Raw genomic sequence first — 11,465 nt, forward strand, 5'->3', positions numbered from 1 at the left:
CAATTCAGTCGTGGCAGTCGATCGAGTGCTCGCGCTGGGGTACGCGCCTGAGCGGCACCCTGCGCTCGAACGCTGTGAGAGCCTTGACGCCCAGGGCGTCTACGGCCCATTTTGGAGGCGAGGGGCCCTCCGCGATCGCCCCGTGAGGCTTCGGCCCAAGCATCGCGTCCATGCTCCGGCGCCCAGCGCCAGTGGAGAGGACGCACATGCCTGCTCCCGACATCATCACCGCTCCGCAGCTCTCACGTCTCGTCGGCACGCCCGAGGCGCCGCGCATCCTCGATGTCCGCACGGATGAGGACTTCGCCGCCGATCCTCGCACCCTTCCTGCCTCGCTCCGGCGCGACCACCGCCGCGTCGCCGACTGGGCGGCCGGGGTGGGGCCAACGCCGGTCGTGGTCGTTTGCCAGCGCGGCCAGAAGCTCAGCCAGGGCGTTGCCGCCTGGCTGCGGCACTACGGCACGCCGGCCGAGGTGCTCGAGGGCGGCTTCGAGGCCTGGGCCGCCGCCGGCGCGCCGCTGGTTCGCCCGGATCGGCTGCCGGCGCGCGACGCGGTCGGCCGCACCCTCTGGGTGACCCGAGCGCGGCCGAAGATCGACCGCATTGCCTGCCCCTGGCTGATCCGCCGCTTCGTGGATCCGGCGGCGGTCTTCCTCTTTGTTGCGCCGTCCGAGGTTCTGGCGGTCGCGGACCGCTTCGGCGCGACCCCCTTCGACGTGGAAGGCGTGTTCTGGAGCCATCGGGGCGAGCTCTGCACCTTCGACGTGATGGTCGAGGAGTTCGGCCTGCGCTCCGAAGCGCTGTCCCGCCTGGCGGCGATCGTCCGCGGCGCCGACACGGCCCGCCCCGACCTCGCTCCGGAAGCGGCCGGGTTGCTGGCGGCCTCGCTCGGGCTGTCGCGGATATACCGTGAGGACCTCGCCCAGCTCGACGCGGCGATGGTGCTCTACGACGCCTTCTATCGCTGGGCCCGCGACGCCACGGCCGAGACCCACAACTGGCCGGCGCCGGGAGGCCGGGCATGAGCACGACCGCCCCGGGCAGCGAGGCCATCCTGGAGACAGTGCCCACCCCGGAGGCCGCCCGCCTGCCCTCCTTCGCCGAGGCGCTCCGCGTCTGGCTCAGGATCGGCCTCCTCTCCTTCGGCGGGCCGGCCGGGCAGATCGCGCTGCTGCACCGGGAGGTGGTGGACGAGCGGCACTGGATCGGCGACCGCCGCTTCCTGCACGCGCTCAACTTCTGCACCCTGCTGCCGGGGCCGGAGGCGCAGCAACTCGCCACCTATCTCGGCTGGATCATGCATGGCGTCCGCGGCGGCCTCGCCGCCGGGCTGCTGTTCATCCTGCCCGGCGCCGCGGTGATGCTGGCGCTGTCGCTCATCTACGCGACCCTCGGCGAGGTGCCGGTCATCGCCGCGCTGTTCTTCGGGCTGAAATGCGCGGTGCTGGTGCTGGTGGTCGAGGCGCTGCTGCGGATCGGGCGGCGGGCGCTGAAGGGCCGTGCCGCCTGGGTGCTGGCGGTCGCCGCCTTCGCCGCGCTCGTCCTGCTCAACCTGCCCTTCCCCGTGGTCGTCGTCGCCGCCGGCCTCGTCGGGTATCTCGCCCCGGGCGCCTTCTCCCAGGCGGGGCACGGCAAGGCGCGGCGCGACGGCCCGGCCCTGATCGACGCCATCCTGGCCGCGGACCCGGGCCGCCCGGCAAGGCTCGCCGCAGCGGCGCGGCAGGCGGGCGGCATCGCCTTGCTCGTGTGGCTGGCGCCCGTCGCGCTGCTGCTGGCGGCGGTCGGCGGCACCTATGCCGACATCGCCTGGTTCTTCTCCAAGATGGCGGTCGTCACGGTCGGCGGTGCCTATGCGGTACTGGCCTATGTGGCGCAGGATGCCGTGCAGGCCTATGGCTGGCTCTCGCCGCAGGAGATGCTGGCCGGCCTCGGCCTAGCCGAGACCACGCCTGGCCCTCTCATACTGGTGCTGCAGTTCGTCGGCTTCCTCGCGGGGTTCCGGGCGCCAGACGGCCTCTCGGGCATTCCCGGCGGCGTCGCCGGGTCGGTGCTGACGCTCTGGGTCACCTTCGCGCCCTGCTTTGCCTTCGTCTTCCTCGGCGCGCCGTTGATCGAGCGGCTGCAGGACAACCGCGCGCTGTCGGGCGCGCTCGCCGCGATCACCGCGGCGGTGGTGGGCGTCGTCGCTAACCTCGCCGTGTGGTTCGCGCTGCGCGTCCTGTTCCATGAGCGCGTCGCCCTGCGGGCGGGGCCGGTGGCGCTGGACGTGCCGGTGCCCGGCAGCCTCGATCCCGCGGCGGCCGGGCTCGCGGTGCTGGCGGCCATCTGCCTCTTCCGGCTGAAGCTGGGCGTGCTGCGGACGCTCGGCATCGCCGCGGCGGCAGGCCTGGTGATGCGGCTCATGCCGGGGGGCTGAGCCTCGTTCGGGGGACAACCGGGACCGGATGAGGAGCATTCGCATGCTGCGCAGACAAGGATTCCGGGTTGCGCTGCTCGGCCTCGCGCTGGGCTGGCCGGTGGTCGCCGGGGCGCAGGGCAACGGCCCTGCCGATGCGGACTGGCGACGCACCGTCGCCTCGGTCCTTGGCAAGCCGGGTGCCGAGATGCCCGGCGGCATCTATCGCGTGGCGATGCCGCGCACGGACCTGAAGGTGGCGCTGGACGGCGTGCCGATCCGGCCGGGCTTCGCCCTCGGCTCCTGGGTGGCCTTCGCGCCACATGGCGAGGGCCTGATGGTCATGGGCGACCTCGTGCTGCTCGAGAGCGAGGTGGCGCCGGTGATGCGCCGCCTGGCCGAGGGCGGCATCGAGGTGACGGCGCTGCACAACCATCTGCTGCGCGCCCAGCCCGCGACGATGTACCTCCATGTCGGCGGGCAGGGCGAGGCGGCGAAGCTGGCCTCCGCCCTGCGCGCCGCCTTGCAGGAGAGCGCCACGCCGCTGCAGGGCGCGGCCGGGCCGGCCGGCGACCAGGGCGTCGAGGGGGTGGACACCACCGCCTTTGCCCGTGCCCTGGGACGCGAGGGGCGCGCCACCGGCGGCGTCTACGCCGTCTCCGTGCCGCGCGCCGAGGCGATCCGGGAGCATGGCGCGGAGGTCCCGCCGGCCATGGGCCTCGGCACCGCGATCAACCTGCAGGCGGCCGGGAACGGCAAGGGCGCCATCACCGGCGACTTCGTGCTGGCGGCCGCCGAGGTCGTGCCGGTGCAGCGCGCGCTGATCGAGAACGGCATCGAGGTCACCGCCATCCACAGCCACATGATCGGCGAGGAGCCGCGGCTGTTCTTCATGCATTTCTGGGCGGTGGACGCGCCGGAGAAGCTCGGCCGCGGGCTGCGGGCGGCGCTCGACCGCACCAACAGCCGCGCGGCCGGCGGGTAGGCGGCCATGGGCAGCACCGGAGATGGCTCCAGGCCCGGACGCCGCGCCGCCTGCGGGCTGCTGCTCGCCGCCGGGGCGGCGGCCCGCGCCGGCGCGCAATCGGCGCCACGGCCCCTGGAGGTCGAGGCGCGCATCCCGCTCGGCGACGTCGCCGGGCGGATCGATCACCTGGCCGCGGATGTTGCGCGCCGCCGGGTCTTCGTGGCGGAGCTCGGCAACGACACGGTCGGCGTCGTCGATCTCGCCACCGGCCGGGTGACCCAGCGGCTCCGCGGCCTGCACGAGCCGCAGGGCATTGCCTGGCTGCCGGAGGCCGAGCTGCTGCTCGTGGCCAACGGGGGCGATGGGACCGTGCATCGCTACGCCGGCGCGGACCTCCGCCCGCTCGGCGCGATCCCGCTCGGCCGGGATGCCGACAACCTGCGCCTGGATCCGGCGGGCGGCGGCCTGGTCTGGGTCGGGCATGGCGGCGGGCCGGTGTTCGGGCTGCTGCCAGGTGCGGCTGCGCTGACCGCGCTGGCCTCGGCCAGCGGCCAGCCGAGCGGCGCATCCATCCCGCTGCCCGCGCACCCCGAGGGCTTCCAGCTCGAGGCCAACGGGCCGCGCGCCTTCGTCAACCTGCCTCGCGCCGGCGGCAGCGTCGCGGTCCTGGACCGCATCGCGCGCCGGCAGATCGGGAGCTGGTCGGTGCCGGGCCTCGGCTCGAACTACCCCATGGCGCTGGACGAGGCGGGCGGCCGGCTCTTCGTCGGGTACCGCGACCCGGCGGCGCTCGCGGTGCTTGACCTCGACGGGGGCGGGCTGCTGGGCCGGCTGCCGCTCGGCGGCGACACCGACGACCTGTTCCACGATGCGCGCCGCCGCCGGCTCTACGCGATCTGCGGCGAGGGTACAGTGGACGTGTTCGAAGATCCGTCCGCCAGTGGCGCCGCCGCGCGCCTGCCGCGGTTGCTCGCGCGGGCGCCCACGGTCGCCGGCGCCCGCACCGGGCTGTTCGTCCCCGCGCTCGACCGGCTCTGCGTGGCCGTGCGCGCCGCCCAGGGCGCGGCCGCCGCGCTCTGGGTCTTCCGGCCGGAGCCAACCTGATGCGGAGGGATCCGGGCAATGCGCTCGCCATTCCGCCTCGGGCCGGCATGCCGGGCGGCGATGCTGGGCGCGGCCATGCTGGCGCCCAGCCATGCCGCCTTCGGCTACCGGCCCTTCGACAGCACCGACGCCGCCGTGGCGCCGCTGGGGGAGTTCGAGCTCGAGCTCGGCCCCCTGGGCGTGCTGCGCGACGGCTCCGACCGGAGCCTGATCGCGCCCGCCTATGTGCTGAACCTCGGCCTGGCCGAGGGCTGGGAGGCCGTGCTGCAAGGACGCGGCCAGGAGGCGCTGTCCCGCGCCGCCCACCGCACAAGTTTCGCGGGCAATGCCCTGCTGCTGAAGGGAATGCTGCGCGACGGCGTGCTGCAGGAGAAAGCCGGGCCGAGCGTCGCCACCGAGTTCGGGCTCCTGCTGCCGGGCATCCACCAGGAGAGCGGCGTCGGCGCGACCGCGGCCGCCATCGTCTCGCAGCACTGGTCCGGCCTGACCATGCACCTCAACCTCGCGGCGGCGCTGACGCACGAGCAGCGGGCGGACCTCTTCCTCGGCGCCATTGTCGAGGGACCCTCCGACTGGCGGGTGCGCCCGGTCGCCGAGGTCTTCGTCGAGCGGGAGTTCGGCATCACGACCATCGTCTCCGGCCTCGTCGGCGCGATCTGGCGGGTGCGGGAGGACCTGTCCTTCGACCTCGGGCTGCGCGAGGCGAGCCTGAACGGGCACGCCGTCAGCGAGGTACGGCTCGGCCTGACCTTCGGCTGGACGGCATGGTGAGCGGGCGTCCGTGGCCGAGACAGTGCCCCGCGGGGGACGTGGCCCGCGGCGGGCGGATCGGCGGGCGGCCGCACTTGGGCGATCCGGCGCCCTGCGGCGGTCAGCGCGTCGCGCCCGGCATTCGATGCCGCACTGGTTCCACCGAACTACGTCCAGGGAGAACAGGGATGCGCTGGATCGTCGCTGCAGCCACGGCACTCCTCGTCACGGCGGCCACCGCGGGTCACGCCGAAGAGCCCTTTGCGCGCACCTTCCGGCCCGGCGCGATGGCCGGCCGGACTGCCGAGGCGGCAGCCTTTTGCCGCGAGCGCGGCGGCGAAGCCGTCCTGCTCGGCATCGACTACCTGAACTCGCCGGAGGGAGCGTTCCACCGGGCGCGCTTCGCCTGCGGCCCGCAATCGGCTTCGGAGGTGCCGGTCACCTACCTGGCGGAGGACTCCGCGCGCCTCCGGACCGACATCGAGCAATATTGCCGCGCGAGGAACGCGTCCGGCGCGAAATTCACCGCGGAGCCGGCGGCTTCGGCGAATGTCTCGAAGGGCAGCTTCCGGTGCGAATGACCCGATCAGGACACAGGGCTGGGCCCGGCCAGGCCGGCGCGACATGCAATGGCGCGGACAGCCACCTATCGGCGGCGAGGGGGAACCCCTTGGCGCACCCCGAGCGGCACATCGGCAGGCGCGGCGTCGTCCTGGCCGCGGGCGCGCTCCTGGCCGCACCCGCGCAGGCCGAGGGCAGGAGCATCCGGCAGGACTTCGAGGCCATGGCGACCGGACGCCCGCCGCCGGGCTTCACCCTTGGCCTCACGGGCGGTGGGCCGCCGCCGCGCTGGGTCGTGGTCGAGGACTTCTCCGCGCCGGCCGGGCCGAAGGTGCTGGCGGAGACCAGCCGCGACCGCACCGACACGCGCTTCCCGGTGGCGATCGCGGAGGGGTTCGCGGCCCGCGACGTGGCGGCCTCGGTCGCCTTCCGGCCGCTCGACGGGCGGGTGGACCAGGCGGCGGGGCTCATCGTGCGCTTCCGCGACGCGCGCAACTACTACGTCGCCCGCGCCAATGCACTAGAGGACAATGTCCGGCTCTACCGTGTCGTGGACGGAAGGCGCATCCAGTTCGCCGGCGTGGATACGCGGGTGCCGCGGGACCGCTGGCAGCGCCTCGGCCTCTCGATCCGGGGCGACCGGCTGGAGGTCTCGCTGGACGGGCGGGTGCTGTTCGGCGCCACGGATCGCAGCTTCGCGGAGGCGGGCGGGGTCGGGCTCTGGACCAAGGCCGACAGCCTGACCCATTTCGACTCGCTCGAGGCGGAGGAATTGACGTGACGGCGCCGCCGGCCGCTCCTCTGCGCCTTGCGCTGGTCTGGCGCGGCGATCCGCGCGCGCCCGACCAGCCGACGCGCCACCAGCAACGCCTGCGACCGCTCATGGCGGCCCTGGCCGCCGCGGGCGTGACAGTCGAGCCGGTCGCCTGGTTCGACGAGGCAGTGGCGGCCACGCGGGACCGCCTGCTCGGCTGTGACGGCGCGATGGTCTGGGTGAATCCGCTCGCGGACGGGCAGGACCGCTCGCGCCTCGACCCGATGCTGCGTGAGGTCGCGGCGGCCGGCGTCTGGGTGAGCGCCCATCCCGACGTGATCCTGGCGATGGGCACGAAGGAGGTGCTGGTCCGAACGCGCGGCCTGGGCTGGGGCGCCGACACCCACCTCTACGAGAGCTTCGAGGCGCTTGCGCGGGAGTTCCCCGCCCGCCTCGCCCCCGGGCGGGCACGGATGCTCAAGCGCAACCGGGGCAATGACGGGCAGGATGTCTGGAAGGTGCAGGCGGCACCCGGTGCCGCCCTGGTGACCGTCCAGGCCGCCGCGAGCGATGCGGTCGAGCACCTGCCGCTCGACGCCTTCCTCGCCCGCTGCCGGACCCTGTTCGAGGCCGGCGGCCGCGTGGTGGACCAGGTCTTCCAGCCGCGCGTCGGCGAGGGGATGATCCGCTGCTACCTGTCCGGCAACGCCGTCGTCGGCTTCGGTGAGCAGTTTCCCCGCCTGCCCCAGGGCGCGGCGGTGCCGGCCCTCGGCATGGCGTCCGCGAAGACCATGAACCCCGCCACGGAACCGCGCTTCGCCCGCCTGCGCCGGGCGATGGAGCAGGATTGGCTGCCCGGGATGCTGGGGCTCGTCGGGCTGGCGCCCGCGGCCCTGCCGGCGGTCTGGGACGCCGACTTCCTGCTCGGTCCGCGTGACGCCGCCGGCGCCGACACCTACGTGCTATGCGAGATCAACGTCGGTTCCGTGCTGCCCTTCCCGGACATGGCCGTGGACGCGATCGTCCGCACGGCCGTCGCGCGCATGGCGGAAGCGCGGGTGGCACGGTCTGCGGGCTTGGCCGGCCACCCCGTCTGAGCCGCTGCACGGAAGCGCGAGGCCGATCCTGCCGGATTGCCCCTATCCTCTCCCGGGGGATAGGACCGCGCCATGCCCGACCCGCACCGCCACACCAGCCACCCCGAGGTCGTCAAGCGCCTGAAGCGTGCCGCCGGCCACCTGCAGGGCGTCGTCGAGATGATCGAGGCGGGCCGCCCGTGCCTCGACATCGCGCAGCAGCTCCACGCCGTGGAGGCGGCGATCGCCAATGCGAAGCGCATGCTGATTCACGACCACCTCGACCATTGCCTCGACGACGCGGTCGGGGCCGTGCCGCACGCGCAGCGCGGGCCGATCGAGGCCTTCAAGGTGATCACGAAGTACCTGTGACCCGCGCGACCATCGCCAGGAAGCCCACGCTCGCCATGACCGAGACGCTGAAGCCGTACGTCCTCTACGTCGCCCTCTACCTTGGGGTCGCCCTCACCGGCGGGTCGGTGGTGCACCTGCCGCTCGACCCGCCGCGCTACCTGCTGATCGGCAGCCTGGGCGTGCTGGTCTTCATCATCGCGTCGGTTGCGGATGCCCGGCGGCGCCATGCCGCGGGGCTGGAAGGGCCCGGCGGAGGGCTGCGGCGCTATGTCGGCTGGAGCGTGCTGCTCTCGCTCGGCCTCGGCATGCTGAGCGGCGGCATCCAGCACTTCCTCGATTTCCCGGACTACGCCGCGGCGCTGCTGCCGATCGGCGTGCTGCTCTCGCTCGCGGCCTATCTGGCGCGCGAGCGGACCGCACCGGCCGGCGCGGCGCTCTGGCGGCTCGCCGGCGGGGCGCTGGCCTTCACGCTGCTGCTCCATCTCGGTCTCGATCACCTCGCCCATGAGTTGGAGGGCGGGGATCACGCGCACTGATCGGGCCGGCGACATGCTCTCGCCCCTGGCCGACCGGACCTACCGGCGCATCTTCCTCGCCCAGGTGCTGTCCCTGCTCGGCACCGGCCTCGCCACCGTCGCCCTCGGCCTGCTGGCCTACGACATTGCCTGCGCCGACGCGGGTGTGGTGCTAGGCACCGCGCTGGCCATCAAGATGGTCGCCTATGTCGGCATCGCCCCGGTCGCCGGCGCCTTCGTGCATCTCCTGCCGCGCCGGACCCTGCTGGTCGCGCTGGACCTGCTGCGCGCCGCGGTCGCCGTCTTGCTGCCCTTCGTGACGGAAACCTGGCAGGTCTACCTGCTGATCTTCGTCCTGCAGGCGGGCTCCGCCGCCTTCACGCCGACCTTCCAGGCGACCATTCCCGACATCCTCCCCGAGGAGGCCGAGTACACCAAGGCGCTCTCGCTCTCCCGCCTGGCCTACGACCTGGAATCCCTTGCCAGCCCCGCCATCGCCGCGGCACTGCTCGGCCTTGTCGGCTTCCACTGGCTGTTCGGATTGAACGCGCTCGGCTTCCTGGCCTCGGCGGTCCTGGTGGCGTCGCTGGTGCTGCCCTCACCGGCACCGCCGGCCCCTGGCGAAGGAGCCTGGACGCGCACGACACGCGGCGCACGCCTCTACCTGGCGACCCCACGCCTGCGCGGCCTGCTGGCGCTGAACCTGTCGGTGGCCGCGGCGGGCGCGATGGTCATCGTGAACACGGTGGTGCTGGTGCGCGCCGGCTTCGGCCTGGGTCAGAGCGAGGTGGCCTGGACGCTTGCCGCCTACGGCCTCGGCTCCATGGCCGCCGCGCTCGCCCTGCCGCGGCTGCTCGGCGAGCGGCTGAGCGACCGGACGGCCATGCTGGCCGGCGCGGCGCTTCTGGTTGCCGGGCTGCTGGCCGCGCCGGCCGCGCCGTCATGGGCCGCCCTGCTGCCCATCTGGGCCCTGCTCGGCCTCGGTAACGGGCTGGTCCTGACGCCGAGCGGCCGGCTGCTGCGGCGGTCCGCACACCCGGGCGACCGGCCGGCCCTCTTCGCCGCGCAATTCGCCCTGAGCCATGCCTGCTGGCTGGTCACCTACCCGCTCGCCGGCCGGCTCGGCGCCCTGGCGGGGCTGGCGGTGACATGCCTCATGCTCGCCGCCCTGGCCGCAATCGGCATGGCTGTCGCTGCCTGGGCCTGGCCACGACATGACACCGAGGAGGTGGAGCACACGCATCGCGGCCTACCCCCGGACGATGCCCATCTCGTCGGCGCCGAGCCGGTAGCCGAGGGCGGCTTCCGCCACCGCCACGTCTTGGTGATCGATTTCCGGCATCCCCATTGGCCCGGCTGAAAACGACTTCCCACGAGATCGACGCGGGGCCGGAGGGTGCTGCGTGTGGACGGGAGAGGGCGGCGCGGCCGGTGCCGCGCCATTCCCGAGCTAGGGTGAGCCGGATCGGCCGCGCTGGGCTCCCATGGCGTGATCCATGTGCTGGCAATAGGTCATCATACGCTGCATGTCGGCGGTGACCGGGGCACCGGCGCGCGCCTGCTGCCGCATCTCCGCGCAATGCGCCATCATCTCCTGATGGTTGGCCGGTGCGGCGGGCGCCGGGCTGGCGGCTGCCGCCGCGCCTGGGGTCGGAGCCGCCGCCGCGGATGTGGCCTGCTGCTGGGGCGCGCAAGCGGCAAGGCCCGCAGCGAGCAGTACGGCCGTGATGGGCACGCCAGCCTTCAGAAGTCTGGTCATGGTTTCCTCCTTGCCGTGGTGCGGGCGCTGCATGGCGGCCGCGCCGCCACCCGGGACCGCCCGCGCCATCGTCATCTCCCGGTCGCAGTCCGATCTGGAGTGTGGGCCGCCCAGGCCAGCGCAGCAGCGGGGACGACCAGCCATTGGAGAATCGGCGCCAGACCGGTTCCCAGCCATGGCAGCGTGGGCATCGCCGACGCGTAGGCCCAGGCACCGCGCGCGAGGTTCACGCGTTCGCTGTGGACCGTGTAGCCGAGGCCGAATGCGATGGCGGCGGCGCCTACCACCGCAAAGCGCCGTTGCGGCCAGTCCGGCGCACCGAAGAGCGTCAGCGCGACCAGCAGCGACGACCCTGCGATGAGCACGTCCCCCGCCGTGCAGTGCGCGACCGCAAAGGCGATCCCGCCCGGCGAGCCGTCGCGCCACAGCGTGTAGAGCGGCATCTGCGCCGCCTCCCAGGCGAGGTTCCCGACGGCCGCCGCGACCAGATAGCGCCTGGACGTGGCGAGCCAGTCGCGGCACCCCGCGCCGTTCACGTGCCCGGCGCCCGTCGGCGGGGCGCGCCTTCCTCCGCCTGCCCACGGCCGTGCTGGTGCCCGCCATGCCCGTGATGCGGCATCAGCAGGTGCATCAGCGGGCAGGCGAGCAGCAGCAGGTAGGGCAGCAGCCCAAGGGCGTGCGCGTAGTGCTCGCGCAGGACGAAGAAGGCGATGACGAGGCCGAAGCCGAGCGCCGCCACGCCGCCGCGGGTGCGCCACCAGGGAAGCCGGGGTTGGTCGCTCATCCCGGTGTCCCCTCAGTGCCGTGCCCAGGTCCGGTCGCCGCCCTCGGCGCCGAACAGGACCACGTCGTAGGGCGTGCCGGGCATGTCCATGCCGGGCGAGGACGGCGGCATGCCGGGGGCGGACAGTCCCCTGGCCCGCGGCCGCTCGGCCAGCAGGCGCCTGACATCGGCGGCGGGAACGTGGCCTTCGAGCACGTAGCCGTCCACGCGGGCCGTGTGGCAGGACCACAGCGCCTCGGGCAGGCCGTTGGCGGCCTTGATCGGCGGCATGTCCGGCACCTCGCGCACGGCGACCTCGAAGCCAGCCTGCCGCATGTGGCGGACCCAGCCCTCGCAGCAGCCGCAGGACGGGTCCTTCCAGACCTCGACACGGGTGCCCTGGGCCGCCCGTGCACTGCCGGACGGCAGGGCCGTGGCCAGCAGCATGCCGAGCACGCCGCGCCTGC

General features: G+C 73.8%; 15 protein-coding genes. 11 read left to right on the forward strand and 4 right to left on the reverse strand.

Annotation, left to right across the window (positions count from 1 at the left end):
* Positions 1 to 206: 206 nt before the first annotated feature.
* From Q7A36_RS35455 to Q7A36_RS35505, 11 genes are all read left to right on the forward strand, one after another.
* The gene (locus tag Q7A36_RS35455; RefSeq protein ID WP_305108520.1) at positions 207 to 1,025 is read left to right on the forward strand and encodes a sulfurtransferase/chromate resistance protein; all 819 of its coding nucleotides are present in this window, start codon (positions 207 to 209) and stop codon (positions 1,023 to 1,025) included.
* Complete coding sequence (chrA, locus tag Q7A36_RS35460) at positions 1,022 to 2,416, forward strand: chromate efflux transporter (protein WP_305108521.1); 1,395 nt, start codon at positions 1,022 to 1,024, stop codon at positions 2,414 to 2,416. The genes Q7A36_RS35455 and chrA overlap by 4 nt, the downstream gene beginning before the upstream one ends.
* Before the next feature lie 43 nt (positions 2,417 to 2,459).
* Positions 2,460 to 3,380 carry a DUF1259 domain-containing protein gene (locus tag Q7A36_RS35465; protein WP_305108522.1) on the forward strand — a complete coding sequence of 307 codons (921 nt, stop codon included), beginning with the start codon at positions 2,460 to 2,462 and terminating at the stop codon, positions 3,378 to 3,380.
* A gap of 6 nt (positions 3,381 to 3,386) precedes the next feature.
* The gene (locus tag Q7A36_RS35470) at positions 3,387 to 4,466 is read left to right on the forward strand and encodes a YncE family protein (RefSeq protein WP_305108523.1); all 1,080 of its coding nucleotides are present in this window, start codon (positions 3,387 to 3,389) and stop codon (positions 4,464 to 4,466) included.
* An 18-nt stretch (positions 4,467 to 4,484) separates the two neighbouring features.
* On the forward strand, positions 4,485 to 5,237 hold the full coding sequence (locus Q7A36_RS35475) for a hypothetical protein (protein WP_305108524.1): 753 nt from the start codon (positions 4,485 to 4,487) through the stop codon (positions 5,235 to 5,237).
* Between the two features lie 167 nt (positions 5,238 to 5,404).
* A complete protein-coding gene (locus Q7A36_RS35480; RefSeq protein ID WP_305108525.1) occupies positions 5,405 to 5,797 on the forward strand; it encodes a hypothetical protein in 393 nt (130 codons plus the stop codon).
* A gap of 89 nt (positions 5,798 to 5,886) precedes the next feature.
* Complete coding sequence (locus tag Q7A36_RS35485) at positions 5,887 to 6,558, forward strand: hypothetical protein (protein WP_305108526.1); 672 nt, start codon at positions 5,887 to 5,889, stop codon at positions 6,556 to 6,558.
* Positions 6,555 to 7,628, forward strand: coding sequence for a Cj0069 family protein (locus Q7A36_RS35490; RefSeq protein ID WP_305108527.1), 1,074 nt, complete (start codon positions 6,555 to 6,557; stop codon positions 7,626 to 7,628). Before Q7A36_RS35485 ends, Q7A36_RS35490 begins: the two co-directional genes overlap by 4 nt.
* 72 nt (positions 7,629 to 7,700) lie before the next feature.
* Positions 7,701 to 7,979, forward strand: a complete 279-nt coding sequence (locus Q7A36_RS35495) for a metal-sensing transcriptional repressor (RefSeq protein ID WP_305108528.1) — start codon at positions 7,701 to 7,703, stop codon at positions 7,977 to 7,979.
* Entirely contained in the window at positions 7,976 to 8,497 is a 522-nt protein-coding gene (locus Q7A36_RS35500; RefSeq protein WP_305108529.1) for a hypothetical protein, read from the forward strand. The genes Q7A36_RS35495 and Q7A36_RS35500 overlap by 4 nt, the downstream gene beginning before the upstream one ends.
* A gap of 13 nt (positions 8,498 to 8,510) precedes the next feature.
* The gene (locus Q7A36_RS35505; protein ID WP_305108530.1) at positions 8,511 to 9,836 is read left to right on the forward strand and encodes an MFS transporter; all 1,326 of its coding nucleotides are present in this window, start codon (positions 8,511 to 8,513) and stop codon (positions 9,834 to 9,836) included.
* A gap of 90 nt (positions 9,837 to 9,926) precedes the next feature.
* Here Q7A36_RS35505 and Q7A36_RS35510 read toward each other — a convergent pair whose 3' ends face one another.
* The 4 genes from Q7A36_RS35510 to Q7A36_RS35525 all read right to left on the reverse strand — a co-directional run.
* Positions 9,927 to 10,304: a hypothetical protein gene (locus Q7A36_RS35510; RefSeq protein WP_305108531.1), complete on the reverse strand. Its 378-nt coding sequence runs from the start codon at positions 10,302 to 10,304 to the stop codon at positions 9,927 to 9,929.
* Positions 10,305 to 10,306: 2 nt separating this feature from the next.
* On the reverse strand, positions 10,307 to 10,678 hold the full coding sequence (locus tag Q7A36_RS35515; protein WP_305108532.1) for a hypothetical protein: 372 nt from the start codon (positions 10,676 to 10,678) through the stop codon (positions 10,307 to 10,309).
* 89 nt (positions 10,679 to 10,767) lie between these two features.
* Positions 10,768 to 11,019 (reverse strand): DUF2933 domain-containing protein, encoded by a 252-nt coding sequence (locus Q7A36_RS35520; RefSeq protein WP_305108533.1) that lies wholly within the window; start codon positions 11,017 to 11,019, stop codon positions 10,768 to 10,770.
* 12 nt (positions 11,020 to 11,031) lie between these two features.
* Positions 11,032 to 11,465, reverse strand: a 434-nt coding sequence (locus Q7A36_RS35525) for a DUF411 domain-containing protein (RefSeq protein ID WP_456306840.1), incomplete at its 5' end; no start/stop codon positions are given.

The organism is Paracraurococcus lichenis (genome assembly GCF_030657435.1).
In the GTDB taxonomy this organism is placed as follows: Bacteria; Pseudomonadota; Alphaproteobacteria; order Acetobacterales; family Acetobacteraceae; genus Paracraurococcus; species Paracraurococcus lichenis.

Excerpts from the sequence above, each read along its gene's own strand:
- Q7A36_RS35455 (WP_305108520.1), top strand. The coding sequence starts at position 207 with ATGCCTGCTCCCGACATCATCACCGCTCCGCAGCTCTCACGTCTCGTC.
- chrA (WP_305108521.1), top strand. The coding sequence starts at position 1,022 with ATGAGCACGACCGCCCCGGGCAGCGAGGCCATCCTGGAGACAGTGCCC.
- Q7A36_RS35465 (WP_305108522.1), top strand. The coding sequence starts at position 2,460 with ATGCTGCGCAGACAAGGATTCCGGGTTGCGCTGCTCGGCCTCGCGCTG.
- Q7A36_RS35470 (WP_305108523.1), top strand. The coding sequence starts at position 3,387 with ATGGGCAGCACCGGAGATGGCTCCAGGCCCGGACGCCGCGCCGCCTGC.
- Q7A36_RS35475 (WP_305108524.1), top strand. The coding sequence starts at position 4,485 with ATGCGCTCGCCATTCCGCCTCGGGCCGGCATGCCGGGCGGCGATGCTG.
- Q7A36_RS35480 (WP_305108525.1), top strand. The coding sequence starts at position 5,405 with ATGCGCTGGATCGTCGCTGCAGCCACGGCACTCCTCGTCACGGCGGCC.
- Q7A36_RS35495 (WP_305108528.1), top strand. The coding sequence starts at position 7,701 with ATGCCCGACCCGCACCGCCACACCAGCCACCCCGAGGTCGTCAAGCGC.
- Q7A36_RS35505 (WP_305108530.1), top strand. The coding sequence starts at position 8,511 with ATGCTCTCGCCCCTGGCCGACCGGACCTACCGGCGCATCTTCCTCGCC.
- Q7A36_RS35510 (WP_305108531.1), bottom strand. The coding sequence starts at position 10,304 with ATGGCGCGGGCGGTCCCGGGTGGCGGCGCGGCCGCCATGCAGCGCCCG.
- Q7A36_RS35515 (WP_305108532.1), bottom strand. The coding sequence starts at position 10,678 with ATGCCGCTCTACACGCTGTGGCGCGACGGCTCGCCGGGCGGGATCGCC.
- Q7A36_RS35520 (WP_305108533.1), bottom strand. The coding sequence starts at position 11,019 with ATGAGCGACCAACCCCGGCTTCCCTGGTGGCGCACCCGCGGCGGCGTG.